General features: G+C 50.6%; 19 protein-coding genes. 6 read left to right on the plus strand and 13 right to left on the minus strand.

The genetic code is table 11. The features are described from left to right. Positions 1 to 38: 38 nt before the first annotated feature. The 11 genes from WFK81_RS13725 to WFK81_RS13775 form a co-directional block, all read right to left on the minus strand. A complete protein-coding gene (locus tag WFK81_RS13725; protein WP_336786972.1) occupies positions 39 to 191 on the minus strand; it encodes a hypothetical protein in 153 nt (50 codons plus the stop codon). A 222-nt stretch (positions 192 to 413) separates the two neighbouring features. Next, positions 414 to 1,130, minus strand: coding sequence for a cytochrome c biogenesis CcdA family protein (locus WFK81_RS13730; protein ID WP_336786973.1), 717 nt, complete (start codon positions 1,128 to 1,130; stop codon positions 414 to 416). A gap of 21 nt (positions 1,131 to 1,151) precedes the next feature. Beyond that, positions 1,152 to 1,961 (minus strand): metal ABC transporter permease, encoded by an 810-nt coding sequence (locus WFK81_RS13735; protein WP_336786974.1) that lies wholly within the window; start codon positions 1,959 to 1,961, stop codon positions 1,152 to 1,154. Beyond that, entirely contained in the window at positions 1,945 to 2,745 is an 801-nt protein-coding gene (locus WFK81_RS13740; RefSeq protein ID WP_336786975.1) for a metal ABC transporter ATP-binding protein, read from the minus strand. The genes WFK81_RS13735 and WFK81_RS13740 overlap by 17 nt, the downstream gene beginning before the upstream one ends. 34 nt (positions 2,746 to 2,779) lie before the next feature. Further along, positions 2,780 to 3,727 carry a metal ABC transporter substrate-binding protein gene (locus WFK81_RS13745; RefSeq protein WP_336786976.1) on the minus strand — a complete coding sequence of 316 codons (948 nt, stop codon included), beginning with the start codon at positions 3,725 to 3,727 and terminating at the stop codon, positions 2,780 to 2,782. Between the two features lie 189 nt (positions 3,728 to 3,916). Beyond that, complete coding sequence (metG, locus tag WFK81_RS13750) at positions 3,917 to 5,908, minus strand: methionine--tRNA ligase (RefSeq protein WP_336786977.1); 1,992 nt, start codon at positions 5,906 to 5,908, stop codon at positions 3,917 to 3,919. A 381-nt stretch (positions 5,909 to 6,289) separates the two neighbouring features. Then, the gene (yidD, locus tag WFK81_RS13755; protein ID WP_336786978.1) at positions 6,290 to 6,565 is read right to left on the minus strand and encodes a membrane protein insertion efficiency factor YidD; all 276 of its coding nucleotides are present in this window, start codon (positions 6,563 to 6,565) and stop codon (positions 6,290 to 6,292) included. After that, a complete protein-coding gene (locus WFK81_RS13760) occupies positions 6,565 to 6,972 on the minus strand; it encodes a Fur family transcriptional regulator (protein ID WP_442956058.1) in 408 nt (135 codons plus the stop codon). The genes yidD and WFK81_RS13760 overlap by 1 nt, the downstream gene beginning before the upstream one ends. Positions 6,973 to 7,096: 124 nt before the next feature. Continuing rightward, positions 7,097 to 7,321 (minus strand): hypothetical protein, encoded by a 225-nt coding sequence (locus WFK81_RS13765; RefSeq protein ID WP_336786980.1) that lies wholly within the window; start codon positions 7,319 to 7,321, stop codon positions 7,097 to 7,099. Positions 7,322 to 7,356: 35 nt separating this feature from the next. Beyond that, positions 7,357 to 7,557: a hypothetical protein gene (locus WFK81_RS13770; RefSeq protein WP_336786981.1), complete on the minus strand. Its 201-nt coding sequence runs from the start codon at positions 7,555 to 7,557 to the stop codon at positions 7,357 to 7,359. A gap of 154 nt (positions 7,558 to 7,711) precedes the next feature. Next, positions 7,712 to 8,161 (minus strand): Hsp20/alpha crystallin family protein, encoded by a 450-nt coding sequence (locus WFK81_RS13775; protein ID WP_336771747.1) that lies wholly within the window; start codon positions 8,159 to 8,161, stop codon positions 7,712 to 7,714. A 164-nt stretch (positions 8,162 to 8,325) separates the two neighbouring features. Here WFK81_RS13775 and WFK81_RS13780 point away from each other — a divergent pair, with 164 nt between their 5' ends. The 6 genes from WFK81_RS13780 to WFK81_RS13805 all read left to right on the plus strand — a co-directional run bounded on the left by WFK81_RS13780 (position 8,326) and on the right by WFK81_RS13805 (position 10,364). Then, positions 8,326 to 8,556, plus strand: coding sequence for a spore germination protein (locus tag WFK81_RS13780; protein WP_336786982.1), 231 nt, complete (start codon positions 8,326 to 8,328; stop codon positions 8,554 to 8,556). Between the two features lie 3 nt (positions 8,557 to 8,559). Further along, positions 8,560 to 8,763: a spore germination protein GerPB gene (locus tag WFK81_RS13785; RefSeq protein ID WP_336786983.1), complete on the plus strand. Its 204-nt coding sequence runs from the start codon at positions 8,560 to 8,562 to the stop codon at positions 8,761 to 8,763. An 18-nt stretch (positions 8,764 to 8,781) separates the two neighbouring features. Continuing rightward, complete coding sequence (locus WFK81_RS13790) at positions 8,782 to 9,456, plus strand: spore germination protein GerPC (RefSeq protein WP_336786984.1); 675 nt, start codon at positions 8,782 to 8,784, stop codon at positions 9,454 to 9,456. Between the two features lie 15 nt (positions 9,457 to 9,471). Next, entirely contained in the window at positions 9,472 to 9,693 is a 222-nt protein-coding gene (locus tag WFK81_RS13795) for a hypothetical protein (RefSeq protein ID WP_336771743.1), read from the plus strand. Between the two features lie 14 nt (positions 9,694 to 9,707). After that, positions 9,708 to 10,118 (plus strand): spore germination protein GerPE, encoded by a 411-nt coding sequence (locus tag WFK81_RS13800; RefSeq protein WP_336786985.1) that lies wholly within the window; start codon positions 9,708 to 9,710, stop codon positions 10,116 to 10,118. A 114-nt stretch (positions 10,119 to 10,232) separates the two neighbouring features. Next, a complete protein-coding gene (locus WFK81_RS13805) occupies positions 10,233 to 10,364 on the plus strand; it encodes a sporulation protein YjcZ (protein ID WP_336786986.1) in 132 nt (43 codons plus the stop codon). A 61-nt stretch (positions 10,365 to 10,425) separates the two neighbouring features. Here the strand turns inward: WFK81_RS13805 and WFK81_RS13810 are convergent, their stop codons facing one another. Both WFK81_RS13810 and glgA read right to left on the minus strand, forming a co-directional pair. Then, the gene (locus WFK81_RS13810) at positions 10,426 to 12,396 is read right to left on the minus strand and encodes a glycoside hydrolase family 15 protein (RefSeq protein ID WP_336786987.1); all 1,971 of its coding nucleotides are present in this window, start codon (positions 12,394 to 12,396) and stop codon (positions 10,426 to 10,428) included. Further along, positions 12,378 to 13,841, minus strand: a complete 1,464-nt coding sequence (gene glgA, locus WFK81_RS13815) for a glycogen synthase GlgA (RefSeq protein ID WP_336786988.1) — start codon at positions 13,839 to 13,841, stop codon at positions 12,378 to 12,380. The genes WFK81_RS13810 and glgA overlap by 19 nt, the downstream gene beginning before the upstream one ends. Positions 13,842 to 13,880 lie beyond the last annotated feature (39 nt).

Below are 13,880 nucleotides of genomic sequence, written 5' to 3' on the forward strand. Positions count from 1 at the left end.
TACTCGTCGTATTATTTGGGTAACAAAAAAGCAGAGGTCTATTCCTCTGCTAAATACATAACTATAGACTTCGCCTTCTCTAGTCCTCGCTTAACATCCTCATTTTCTTCTACTGCTATTTGACTATCAATTTTCAGTATCAATAGTTCAGATATTTTGCTAATCAGTTCAGCTACCATTTGTTTTGTCATCCAGATCACACAACCTTTCTTATCTGGCTGGCGTCATAATTGGAAACAAATGGTAAGGACGCAACGATTCGTTCTTCATATAGTGGTGTATTTCCTACAGTTTGGGAGTCGGCAATGAAGAACCCCCTAACCTGCATTCTACACCTTGTCTCATGGCGTTACTCTTAGTATCATACAACGATTTTTAATGCTACTGCAAGCCGATTAGCTCACGCATCTCCACTAAAACTTCATAAACGCAGGCGTTAACTGATTAAGCCAAATCGTAATTTTAGTCATCTGATCCGTAAACAGAAGAATCCCCATCAGCACCATAACGCCCCCGCCGATTCGCATCACAACGGACGAATATTTAAGCAGCCAGCGTGCCGATCCAAGGAAAAAGGCCAAAAGGAAAAACGGAATCGCGAACCCTAATGCATACGCAGTCGTCAGCTCGAACCATGTCCCCGGCTTCGAAGCTGCCAGCGCCAGAATGGCCGTCAACGCCGGGCCGATGCAAGGCGTCCAGCCCGCCGAGAAACCAACGCCAAAAATAAAGGAGCCGAGATAGCCGGTTTTTTTGGTCGGATCGAAGTGGAAGCGGCGTTCCTTCATGAGCACCTGCGGCTGAAAAATACCGGCGAGGAATAAGCCCATGAGAACGATCAGAATAGCGGACAGTTTGCGGATCAAATCCTCGTATTGGCTGAAAAATTCCGCAAACACATTGGAGCCGTAGCCAAGCGTGTAATAAACCGTACAAAATCCCAGTATGAAGAACAAGGTATGCGACATCGTCCTCATTCTCATCTGGGAAGTCTGATTATTATTCTTCAAATCACTAACGGAAATGCCGGTTATGTAAGATAAATACGAAGGATATAAAGGCAGGCAGCAAGGCGAGATAAATGAAGCAAAGCCGGCGCCAAACGCCAGCCATACGTTAATGTTATCCAAAGCTAAACACCTCAGTCGAAGTTAACTTCCCCTCTTCATGCCGCGCTTCAGCAGCAGAAGAACAAGCATAATCGCAATCAATAACAAAACGATCGTACCGCCCGGCGCAAGATTCCATACGCCTGCCAGCATCAGTCCGGCCACAACGGCTAGCTCCCCGATTACGACAACCGTAATGACGCTTTGACGGAAGCTGCGGGCAATAATAAGGCTGCAGGCAGCCGGTATAGTAAGCAGTGCCGAAACAAGCAACGCTCCCACGATTTTAATAGACGCGCTAATGACAAGTGCAGTAAGCACGCTAATCATAACATTATAGAACCGAACGGGCAAGCCGCTAACCGCTGCTGCATCCTCGTCAAACGTCAGCAGGAACAGCTCCTTCAGCTGCGTGCGGATGGCAACCAGCACTACAACCGTAACGACGGCAATCGTAATGAGATCCACATTGTCCAGGGTAAAAATACTGCCGAACAAATAGCCGTTCACATTAATGTTAAAGCCTCTGCCCATCGTGAACAAAATCGAAGCCAGCGCTACGCCGCCGGACATGATAATGGCTATGGACAATTCCGCGTAGGTTTTGTACGTTTTCCGAAGCTTCTCGATAAAGAACGAAGCAATAATCGCGAACACCAGTCCAACCGCTACCGGATATACGCCAATCAGGAAACCTAAAGCAACCCCCGCAATCGATACGTGGGACAACGTGTCGCCAATCATCGACAAGCGGCGCAGCACTAGAAAAATACCCATAAGCGGCGCCGTGATCCCGATCAGTACGCCTCCAATCAGCGCCCGCTGAAAAAACTCACTAGCTAAGATCTCCAACCGTAACGACCTCTCTCCTGCTCTCCATTTGTTGACGAAGCTCCTTCAAGCTATGCGTCAAATCGTTCTCTACGCAATTCTGCAGATCATGCGAATGCTTCTTGTAAAATTTCAGCTTGCCGCTTTCCGCCGCAGGCTGCTGGCCCAGGTAGGACCGGATCATCTCCATGTCATGCGATACCATTAGAAACGTTATATTATGATGCTGGTGCATATGCTTGATCATATGGAAGAAGCCTGCCTGCGTCTCCGAATCGATACCAACCGTTGGTTCATCCAGAATAAGCAGCGACGGATTATTGATTAAGGCTCTTGCGAGAAATACCCGCTGCTGCTGTCCCCCGGACAGCTCGCCGATCCGCTTCATGGCCAGATCTTCAATATTCATCGCGTGAAGGGCGTCGTCGCATTTCTTCTGATCCGCCTTCGTAATTTTGCGGAAGAGTTTATTCCGGCTGTAAAGACCGGACAATACAACCTCGCGGACCGTTGCCGGGAACAGCGGGTTAAACGAATTTTTCTGAGGGACGTAACCGATCCGGTCCCAATCCTTGAACTGGGACACCGGCTGTCCGAACAGGCGGATCGTTCCGCTTTCCGGCTTGAGCAGACCGACAATCATGCGCAGCAGGGTTGTTTTGCCAGCGCCGTTAGAACCGATAAGTCCGATGAAATCCCGCTCTTTCACCGAGAAATTAAGTCCTTTATGAACCGTTTGATTCTGATAGGAAAAGGATACGTTCTCAAGCGTTATTATATCTTGATGGCAGCTTGCATTTTGCATCGTTTCCCACCTCTCTTTCGCTATATCATTCCTGTTATTTCTGTAATCCAGTCACCAAATTTTGCAGATTTTGTTCCATCAGACTAAGATAATCCTCGCCGGCCTTTTCTTGCTTCGGCGTTAGACCCTCTATCGGATTAAGCACAAGCAGCTTAGCGTGTGTTTCGCTTGCGATCGTTTTAGCCAGATCCGGCGATACCATTTCTTCGAAATAAATGTATTTGATGCCTTCCGACTTCACAAACTTCGCAACCTTGAGCAAATCTTGGGCACGCGGCTCGGCATCGGGAGACAACCCCGTAATCGCGATCTGCGTCAGTCCGTAATCTCTGGCCAAATAACCAAAAGCTTGATGCGATACAACGATCGATTTATGCGGAGCAGCCGCTAATTGAGACTCAAACTCCTCGTTCAGCGCTTCCAGCTTGCCTACCAAGGCATGATAATTTGTTTCGAATGCTTCCTTGTGGGCAGGATCTGCCTGAATCAGGCTGTCTTTTACATTCGCCGCCATAATCATGGCCGACTTCGGACTTACCCAGGTGTGCGGATCAACGTCAAGATCGTGATCATGATTGCCATGATCGTGCTCTTCCCCTTCTTCCGGATTTCCATGAATGAGTTCGATTCCCTTGCTCATTTCGGCCGTAATCAGACCGCTGTTCTTCGGCAGGCCTTTCAGAAAATCATCCGTCCAGCCTTCAAGACCCGCTCCGTTATACAGGAACAGCTGCGCCTTGGAAGCGATGGTCAAATCTTGGCTCTTGGGAGTCCAATCATGAGGCTCTACACCGGCGGGAATAAGGTTGACGACATTAACGTTGTCTCCGCCAATCTCGGAAGCTAAATAATAAAGAGGATAAAAGCTCGTAACGACATTGGTTTTGCCTTCAACAAGCGTTTTACCCGAATTAGCGCCGCATGCGGAAAGCAAAACGGTCATGACCAACAGCATTACAGTCATATGTTTAATAGAACGCATTCGTATAATCTCCATTTCAAAACTCTTTTTAGTAATCGTTACTATTACGTTCTAGATTATACGAGCGGGCTCTCACCCTGTCAACCATAAACTATTAACTACTATTTACATGCTTGTACCTCTGCATACGTTAAGAAGCAAGAGAACCGCCGCGGATCCAGGTCCGGGCGGTTCTCTTGCAACTTTATTTTACTTCACGATTGCGCCGTTTGGCATTTCATCAGGCACCGTAGCAAGCGTCAATTGATCGCCATGCGAAGCCGCAAGGATCATCCCTTGCGACAACTCGCCGCGCAGCTTCACCGGCTTCAGGTTGGTAACGCAAATCACTTTGCGCCCAACCATCTGCTCCGGCGTGTAGAACTTCGCAATGCCGGATACAACCTGGCGCTGCTCGTAACCGAGATCAAGCTGCAGCTTCAGCAGCTTGTCGGCTTTTTGCACCGGCTCGGCTGCGATAACCTGAGCGACGCGAAGCTCGACCTTGCCGAAATCCTCGATGCCGATTTCTTCCTTCGCTTCGACCGCCGGCACTGCGGCTTGCGCAGCATTGTCAGCCGCAGGCGCGGACGCTTCCGCCTTAGCCGCAGCTCCGCCGCCCATTGCGGCAGCAATATAAGCGACCTCTTCGGCTGCATCCAGGCGAGGGAAAACTGGGGCTCCCTTGCTTACGCGCGTGCCGCCTGGCAGCTGACCAAAACGCTTCGTGCTGTCCCAAGCAGTCAATTCGCCTTCTTCGAGGCCAAGCTGGCGCCACAGCTCGCGAGGAGCATGTGTCAGGTACGGTTGAAGCAGGATCGAAATGATACGGAGCGATTCCGCCAGATGATACATAACGGAAGCCAGTTCTTCCTTCTTCGCTTCATCCTTCGCAAGCGCCCAAGGAGAAGTCTCGTCAATATATTTGTTCGTACGGCTGACAAACTGCCAGATGGCCGCCAGAGCGACAGAGAACTCCATCGTCTCCATAGATGCCTCTACCTGGCGCACGGTTTCAGCAGCAAGCACTTGCAAAGACTCGTCAAATGCCGTTACATTGCCGCCGTAAGCCGGAATTTCGCCGCCGAAATATTTATCTATCATCGCAACCGTACGGTTCAGCAGGTTGCCAAGGTCATTGGCCAGATCAAAGTTGATCCGGTCAACAAAGTTCTCCGGAGTGAAGGTGCCGTCGGAACCAAACGGTACTTCGCGGAGCAGGTAATAGCGAACCGCATCCAGACCGTAACGGTCGATCAGGGTTACCGGGTCAACGACATTCCCTTTCGACTTCGACATTTTGCCGTCCTTCATTAGCAGCCAGCCATGCGCGAATACTTTCTTCGGAAGCGGCAGGCCAAGCGCCATCAGCATGATAGGCCAGTAGATCGTATGGAAACGGACGATTTCCTTGCCGACCAGATGAACGTCTGCCGGCCAGAAGCGGTCATACAGCTCGCTGCTGCCCTCTTTGCCATATCCAAGCGCCGTAATGTAGTTCGACAACGCATCAATCCATACATAGATGACATGCTTAGGATCTCCGGGAACCTTGATACCCCAATCAAATGTCGTACGGGATACCGCAAGATCTTCAAGCCCCGGTTTTATGAAGTTGTTGATCATTTCGTTCTTGCGCGATTCCGGCTGAATGAAATCCGGGTTCTCTTCGTAATGCTTCAGAAGGCGGTCTGCGTATTTGCTCATCCGGAAGAAATAGCTTTCTTCCTTCACCAGCTCTACCGGACGTCCGCAGTCCGGACAGTTGCCGTTCACCAGCTGGCGCTCAAGGAAGAACGATTCGCAAGGCGTACAGTACCAGCCTTCATACTCGCCTTTATAAATATCGTCCTGCTTCAGCAATTGGGCGAAAATCTTCTCAACCGCTTCTTTATGGCGAGGCTCCGTTGTACGGATGAAATCGTCATTCGAAATTTCAAGCTTCGACCAAAGCTCTTTGATGCCAACGACAATGTCGTCGACAAACTGCTGCGGCGACTTGTTTTTATCCTTCGCATTGCGTTCAATCTTCTGTCCATGCTCGTCGGTACCCGTCAAATACCAGACATCATACCCGCGCAGACGTTTGTAGCGCGCCATCGCATCGCCGGCTACCGTCGTATACGCATGACCGATATGCAGCTTGTCGCTCGGATAATAAATCGGTGTCGTAATATAAAAGGTTTTTTTATCGTTACCCATTTGTCATTCCTCCATTATTAATCAAAATTAAGCGAGAGAACGCAAAAAACTCCCGTCCAACATGGGACGAGAGTTCAAGTTCACTCACGCGGTACCACCCAAATTCCCGCTGCGCCTGAAACAAGGTTAACGATTGCACAGCAGCTTCGTGTGCCGCCAAACATGGGCGGCAGAGCCGTTAACGCCGGCTTAACGCCATTCCCTTACCCCTCTTGCAGGCTCGGAAACAGATTCTCCGGGACCATCTTCGGATGCTTATCCATACCGGCTTCCAGCGTCTTGCCCGGCTCTCTGTCATGGTATCTTCATCTTACTTATCCGTTCATCGAATATAGGAAATATGCTTATATGACAAAATATAACCAATTGAACGCTCCATTGTCAAGGAGCAGCCGTCTCGCCCGCATCACTCTCTTGCTCGCCTGGGACAGGAGGAACGGGATCATATCCCCCCGGATGGAATGGATGGCATCTTGCGATCCGCTTGGCGGCAAGCCATGAGCCCTTGACAGCTCCATGCTTCTCAAGCGCCTCCAGGGCATATGCCGAACAAGTCGGATAGTAACGGCAGGTTGGCGGAGTGAGCGGCGAGATGACTTTGCGGTAAAAAAGAACCGGCGCCTTCAGCACTCTTACCGCTCTTCGGCTGCGGGCCATCAGTTTGCCCCGGCTGCCGACTCTTCTTGAATGCAGTCCTTGCAATAGCCGAACACTTCGAATTTATGCTTCACCACGCGGAAATCGTCCGGCACGTCCGTCTGCTCCATCGGACAGAACGTAATCGGATACGTGTGGCCGCATTGCAGGCAAATCATATGATGGTGATGATCGTTTTCCCTGCAATGAAGCTTGAATTTAACGCCATCCTCAAAGATAACCTGCTCAATCACCCCAAGCTCCTCCATGACGCGCAAATTGCGATAGACGGTATCGAAGCTAAGGCCCGAGTAGGACTTGCCCATATATTCGTAAACTTCCTTAGGTGCCAGGTATCCCGGAGTCTCCGCAAATAATTTGGCCAGCGATTTGCGCTGATCCGTAATGCGAAGTCCTTGTCCGGTCATTCTTTGTATAATTTCTTCTATGGTATGCAATGAAAGGACCTCCGACATTATAGTGTCTTTCTATTCATAATGCCGAAAAAAAAGACTCTCGTCAATGAGAGCCTCTCTTAAGCCGCAGCTTGGATCATCCGTTCAGCCGCATGTTTATCAGAAAACTTGCGCACATAGCCAAAAATAGCACAATACTTATGATCGACACCCATTTGCGTCTCTTCTTCGCCGCTGCAAGGCGATCCCCGCTTGCGGGATCAAGGGCCGCTTCCGTAACGGATCGGTGCATGAACAACAACGTAATGACCGATGCTACAAAGAACATATTAATAACAAACCAGATTGCCGTCCACATCATAACGGGCACCCTCCCAACTTATCTGCAGAAACCCGCTATACATACCATTTGTTCAAAATAATCATCAAGGCGATAAAGCTGACGACCGCTCCCGCAAAACAAACCCATCCATAACGGAAGCGCTGCTGGAACATACGAAGAATGCCAAGACTTAATAATCCGAAAATGAGCAATAAGAAGACGACCCCGATAATAAATAATGAAGCAGAGATGTCACTGACATCGACTAAAGTCACTGCATACACTCCCCTATGTAATAATGCAAGTACACAATTAGCATTATAAGGGATTGTCCCTCCGTTCGCCAACCACAATCCGTAAGAAAAGGTGACAAGGTGAAACGGCTTTCTATTCCAGCTCAAAAGAAAACGACGGCCGCAAGGCCCTGGATTAGCGACCTTTCAACCATCGTATATCCGTTTCATAATAAGTACCGGCCCGAGGTCTTTTGCGCAGCTTTACCTGCAAAACGTAGTTTTTCACAACCGCCTGGCAGATGGTCGGCTTAACAAGCTTAGGCAGCTTGATGATTTCCTTCTTCTGATTGGGAAGTCCTTCAATCCTTAAGCGGTCATCCCGGACATACAAGCGAAGATCTGCCCGGCTTACTTCGCGCGGGAGGTGGAACTTCACAAGCAAGTCTTGATGAGTCTCAAAGAAAGAAATCCCCTCGCTGGCTTCCGCTTGATCCAAGATGGAATTTGCGGCCGCAGGCAGTGATTTGGTCATCATCTTCCGGACGAATTTCTCCACCCAATCCGGTTCCTTCATGACATCGAAGCCTTTTGGCAGCCGTTGGCCGTCAAGCCATCTCTCGAGTTCATCCCATTTCTTCTCCACGTTCCCGTTCACCTCCAGCCGTTCCCCATTAGCATATGCGAAGCTGGGCGGAGAGGCTACTTTCTTCCTTCGATAGGCACTTATCCACACGGGCGGCGGAACCTCTGGGCATATGCCGCATACGATAATATACGAGACGCTTTAAGGGAAAAGGGTGAGTATGAATGCCTTCTATCGTTGGATTTGTTAAATTAGTCAGCGTCGGTTCCAGTGCCGTCGTACAGTTCGGAGACGCGGTCCAAGTATCGCCCTCCAGCCAAACGAAAACCTATGCCGGCTCCGGCTCATTCCTGACAGGAAGCCTGGCAAACTCTAACAATGCCGTCAGCGCGACCAACACGCTTGATCCGGACGTTCAAGACAACTCTCAGAACAATCTGGAAACCGTGGTGTAACGTATGAATTGGACCATTTATCAGACAATCACCATACAGCAGCTTAAGGTAAACAGTGTGACGAACAGCTCTGTCCTTCAGGTCGGAAGCGCAGGATCGATCCGTTCTTTGTCCCAACTCTACAATTCGGGAGGGTTTACGGGTCCCGCTCCGCAGCTAGGAGCGGAAAGCCCAATCTCTCTTGTGCCGCTTCCTAATCCCACATAGAGAGAGGAGGCTGCCATCATGCAGCAGCAGCCGCCCGGCAATGGGCTGTCTCCATGGCAAGCCTGGTCGCTTGAGCTCCAAACAAAGCTGAGAGCGCAGCAAAGCCAGATTTATTCACTGGAGCAGCAACTCGCTGTTCTTAGCGAGCAGCTGAAGCAACTGGAGAAAAAGCCGATCTATAATATCGAGAAGCTGGAATATCATTTCGACCAATTAAAAGTAGAGAAGCTTGAAGGCACTTTAAATATCGGAATGACACCGCCCGGGATAGCGCCCGGGGAAGGTGATATCGATCAGCTCGCCGTGCAGCAAAAGCCAACCGTCTTTCCTTCGGCTGCCTACGGCTTAACCCCGCCGGCAGAGCCCTATGCAGACGTCCGAGCGGAAGTGGACCGGTTTTTGAGCCAGCATGGAACGCAAAGGCTTATCGCACTCGAGACCGAATACGGAGTAGACCTTGATCCTTATCATCGGCATATGGTTCTGGAGGATATCCGCAAGCAGCTTCCTTCCCGTATTCATTTCTATATGCAGCTTAAGCCTGGCGACGCTGAAGCAGGAGCTGCCGGACAAGGACAGGATCCGCCAACCGAGCAGGAGAAGAAAGAAATGATTTTATCCAAGACGATCAGAGACGCAGACGCTGCCATGCAGAAATATGTCCAGTCGCTTAAAAGCGGCAATGGCAGCTGACAGGAGGGGTTAGCGATGGTGAATTTCACCGTACACAATTGCGGGTTGACCGTTGGCAATATTGAAATACTCGGTGTAACGTCGGCATCGATGTTCCAAATCGGCGACTCCGATTTTGTCACCTTGTATTCGATGTTTGATACCCCTCCCGAATCCGTCATTGTTGGCCCATTAGCCCCTCTCCCCACTCCGGAAGGCGAAGAGGAAGCGGTTGGCGAATCACCGATGGCCGGTTAGGAGGTACCGTCTAAATGGAGGAGGCTTATCCGATACGGGTATCCCACATTGGGCTGGTATCCGTTATCGACGTCTCGATCGGGTCGATTATCCAATTCGGGGATCGTGCAGAAGGCACGCCAAAACTGTACGCTCTTGCCGTACAGCGCGCCATTGACCATACCAAAGCGGGAAGCGTTTATTTCGAGTCCTATCCGATCTTCAGCCGTCCGCTCCCAAAGCTTATCGACCCGGTTGCAGACGCCGGAGAGGATGTTCGAGTCAAGCGGGTGAACCACTGCCCGCGCATTAATGTAGGCTGCATCAGCGTGGTTGGCGTCGGCTCCACCTCTAGCCTGCTGGCGGGCAATTCGATGCGGACTACCGCAGAATCAAGGATCAAAGATATCCGGCAATATGAAAAAACGATGATCCATCTCACCTAGGCGAATTCATCAAATGCATCTGCACAGGTACAAATGTCCAATTCCTCCACCCACTCCGCTCATATATTGGTCTTGTAATTGACAATCAAGACAACGACTCGGGAGGAATGAACAATGGGTTACCCTGTAGCAGGAGCTAATACGGGCTATGGACCGGTTCACGGAGTCCGGAACAATAGCGCAGCCTTTATTCTTGTTTTATTCGTATTGCTGGTTATCATCATTCGTACCTGCAGCTTCTTCTAAGAAGCGGATGGGGTGAAAAAGAAGCCGCTTAGCTGACAGCTAAGCGGCTTTACTTTATGAATCATTGCTTTGCGCCTTGAAGCTCTCTATACTTCGCAGCGTATTTGCTGACGCTTTGAACAAAGGTCGCATGCGACCAGGTGAGCGGAGCCACGGACAGCGGCGAGCCGTCATAAGGGTTCAGCTGTTCCGGAAGCAGTCCGCTCGACAATGCATGCTCAACGACCCATTCCAGCGTCCTTAGCGGTCCTTCCAGGTCTGCCAGCGTGAGCGCGGATTCAATCTCGTAATTCGCAACCCACAGCGTGCATATGATCCACGGATTGCCCGGTACCTGGTCGATTTCACCGGATTGCTGGAAGTAATAATCATTGGTATATCTGGCGATACCGCCGATATGAGTCTTAATCCGCAGACCTTCCTTTATCGCATTCATCGTCTTTTGCACTCGTTCATCATGAACCGGCAAAACGCCAAACTCCCATAATCCGAAAATGCTGCTCTCCAGCGTCATGTCCTTCACCCAGCGGTTATCCCGGTATACAAGCCCGCGGGCGAAACGGCCGGATTCTTCATCCCAGAGGTGCGTCAAGATCCCGGTCTTGATCGTATGCGCCATATTGCGGTAATGGTCGCTCCGCTCGTAATCTCCGAACAGCTCGGTGAAAAAGGCGCCTGCCATTAGTCCCGCATAGACGGAAGCAGCCGTATACGTCCAAATCCCGTACCGCTCCTCCCATAAATCATAACTTGGCTTCGGAAGCGAAAGCTCCGGCTCGATATATTCGCTGAGGAAGGAAGCGGCTTTCCGGATAAGATTGCTGTACAACGATTGGGGCAGCTCGATAACCTGATTTCGCGAGTAGTCCTGCCACAACGCAAACAGGACAAGCGCGGTCTCATCCTCCTGAATGGGTATCCTCTGGCTTCCCTTCACAATATACGGATGCCAGCTGGAGCCTACCGTACCGTCCGGATTGTACTTGTGATACAAATACCCGTCCGGCGAGAGCGCGTTGGCGCAGAAATGGAAAAACGGCGCTATGACGCTCTGATATCCGGCCAGAGACATCGCCTCGGCAATCAGCGCGCCGTCCCGCGGCCACATATAGCTGTAATGATCCCTGTTGTACTGCAAGATATCGGTATCATTCGCAGCCAATATGGCGCCGCGTTCATCCACCTGAGTCCGTACTAGCAGCAGACTATGCTTGAACATCCGTGTGACCTCTTTGGGCAAATTCCCTAGATCGGCCTCGGAACGCTGCAGCCAATGCTTCCAGTAAATGACGATCCGGCTGAGCAGCTTCTCGGGATGATTATCCTTTACGTATTTATGAAGGATTTTGACCTCCTCGAGATTTTTGCCGACGGACATCCAGTAATACAGCGTCTTCTCGCCATTGCCAGGAACCGTTGTCCGCAGACCAATCGTACTGTCAACCGAGCCTTGGGCAATGGTATTGCCCATGAGCACGCCGTCCTCCGCGTCGCGCCAGGTTCCCTCCGCGGAGTGAAATCTTTTTATACCCGTTGAATACTGCATGATGCCGCCTTCATCCGAACAGCCGCTGAACATGAAGTAATTCGAGCGCTTGTAGTGAAACATCGTATTGTTTTCCGGATAATAGGCAGCCGTATCTCCTACTTCCGAGCCTTCAATCATCAAATCCTGATGGAAGAACAACCGGGCTTCCCGGCTGTCGTTCCTTCTGTTGCGCACAACAACCCGTTTAATGTAGATGCATTCCCGCTGATGAATACCGTCGTTCATTTGCAGCTCTACGCCTAATCCCTCGTGCCTCGCAACAATGTTTGTCACGAGGGAATCCTCGATATAGTTAAGCTCAAACGTCCATTCCTTCTCATCCAGCCAAGAAAACGCGCCTCCGATCCAGATCCCGAACCGGCAATAGTGACCGCCCACATGGTTTAGCTGTCCGACATACGGAAAATAAATATCCCGAATAAAACAATGTTGATCCAAATTGAGCAGCAACTTGCCATTGCCGATTACAAGGTGACGGGCCATCTTTCAGTCCCCTTTCGAGAAGCAAGAAGTTGATCGTACAAGGCTATATAAGCTTTAGCCGAGCGGCTCCAGCTGTAATCCTCCTTGCCGGCATTCTCTACAATGCGGCGCCATACGGCTTCGTCGCGGTAGAAGTGCAGCGCCCGTCTCACCGTATACATGAAATCGTCCGCATTATAGTGCGTGAAGCTGAAGCCGTTGCCTTCCCCGGTATCTTCATTATAGGAGAGGACCGTATCCTTTAGACCGCCAGTTTCCCGGACTACGGGAATGGAGCGGTAACGAAGAGCGAGCAGCTGGCTTAAGCCGCAAGGCTCAAACCGGGACGGCATCAGGAAAATATCCGAGCCTGCATAGATCCTTCTTGCAAGGCGGTCATTATAACCAAGCCATACGGCAGCTTTATCCGGGTAACGGGCGGCCAAATGATTCATGGCATTCTCGTAATGCCAGTCTCCCGCTCCGAGAACAACAAGCTGTACATCCTCCTGCATAAGCTCGTCAAGCTTCCAGGTGATCAAATCCAGTCCCTTCGATTCCACCAGACGGCTAATAATGCCAATTAGCGGGGTTTCCTCCGACTCGGGAAGACCAAGCTCCGCCTGCAGGCTCAGCTTGTTTTTCCGTTTGCGGGAAATAGAGGAACGGTAAGGCGTATGTAAGGCATCGTCGTTCATCGGGTCATACAAGTCGGTATCAATCCCGTTAATAATGCCTGTCAAATCGCCGGAGCGGCTGCGCAGCAGACCGTCAAGCTTCTCGCCGTGCTCCCAGCCCTGGATTTCCCGGGCATAGGTTTCGCTGACCGTTGTCAGCTTGTCCGCGTAGACAAGCCCCCCTTTCAGGCAGCTTGCGGCACCGTGGAACTCCAGCTTGTCGGCGGTAAACATCTCATCTCCCGCTCCGAGAAGATCCTTCAGCTGGTCAATCCCAAACAATCCTTGATACATCAGATTATGGATCGTGAATACCGACTTCACGCCGTCCCAGGCCGGATCATTCGAGTAACGGGTGCGGAGCAGGAACGGAATAAGTCCGGCCTGCCAGTCATGGCAATGAACGATATCCGGCGTGAAATCCAGATATCGGACTGCCTCCATCACGGCAACGCTATAGAAGACAAAACGCTCCGCATCATCGTTATAGCCGTACAGCCCTCTGCGCCTGAAGTAGAACTCATTATCGATCAGATAAAAGACCACACCGTCGATTTCCGCCCGGTACAATCCGCAATATTGGCTTCTCCAGCCAAAATTTACATAAAATTCTGCAATTCGCTCAAAATTCTGAATATAATAATCCGGGATCTCTTCATACTTTGGCATAATAATGCGTACATCGGCTCCACGCTGCTTAAGCGCCTTTGGCAAAGCTCCTGCAACGTCGGCCAATCCGCCCGATTTGGCGAGCGGAGTTGCTTCGGAAGCGGCCATTAATATATTCACGCCTGATCACCTCATACCCTATCCATAAATTTATTTGCT

The sequence above is a fragment of the Paenibacillus sp. MMO-177 genome (assembly GCF_037147795.1).
In the GTDB taxonomy this organism is placed as follows: domain Bacteria; phylum Bacillota; class Bacilli; order Paenibacillales; family Paenibacillaceae; genus Pristimantibacillus.

Bases quoted from the DNA above. Each gene is read 5' to 3' on its own strand.
- WFK81_RS13725 (WP_336786972.1), bottom strand. From the start codon at position 191: ATGACAAAACAAATGGTAGCTGAACTGATTAGCAAAATATCTGAACTA.
- WFK81_RS13740 (WP_336786975.1), bottom strand. From the start codon at position 2,745: ATGCAAAATGCAAGCTGCCATCAAGATATAATAACGCTTGAGAACGTA.
- WFK81_RS13745 (WP_336786976.1), bottom strand. From the start codon at position 3,727: ATGCGTTCTATTAAACATATGACTGTAATGCTGTTGGTCATGACCGTT.
- metG (WP_336786977.1), bottom strand. From the start codon at position 5,908: ATGGGTAACGATAAAAAAACCTTTTATATTACGACACCGATTTATTAT.
- yidD (WP_336786978.1), bottom strand. From the start codon at position 6,565: ATGGCCCGCAGCCGAAGAGCGGTAAGAGTGCTGAAGGCGCCGGTTCTT.
- WFK81_RS13760 (WP_442956058.1), bottom strand. From the start codon at position 6,972: ATGACCGGACAAGGACTTCGCATTACGGATCAGCGCAAATCGCTGGCC.
- WFK81_RS13765 (WP_336786980.1), bottom strand. From the start codon at position 7,321: ATGATGTGGACGGCAATCTGGTTTGTTATTAATATGTTCTTTGTAGCA.
- WFK81_RS13780 (WP_336786982.1), top strand. From the start codon at position 8,326: ATGCCTTCTATCGTTGGATTTGTTAAATTAGTCAGCGTCGGTTCCAGT.
- WFK81_RS13785 (WP_336786983.1), top strand. From the start codon at position 8,560: ATGAATTGGACCATTTATCAGACAATCACCATACAGCAGCTTAAGGTA.
- WFK81_RS13790 (WP_336786984.1), top strand. From the start codon at position 8,782: ATGCAGCAGCAGCCGCCCGGCAATGGGCTGTCTCCATGGCAAGCCTGG.
- WFK81_RS13795 (WP_336771743.1), top strand. From the start codon at position 9,472: ATGGTGAATTTCACCGTACACAATTGCGGGTTGACCGTTGGCAATATT.
- WFK81_RS13800 (WP_336786985.1), top strand. From the start codon at position 9,708: ATGGAGGAGGCTTATCCGATACGGGTATCCCACATTGGGCTGGTATCC.
- WFK81_RS13805 (WP_336786986.1), top strand. From the start codon at position 10,233: ATGGGTTACCCTGTAGCAGGAGCTAATACGGGCTATGGACCGGTTCAC.
- WFK81_RS13810 (WP_336786987.1), bottom strand. From the start codon at position 12,396: ATGGCCCGTCACCTTGTAATCGGCAATGGCAAGTTGCTGCTCAATTTG.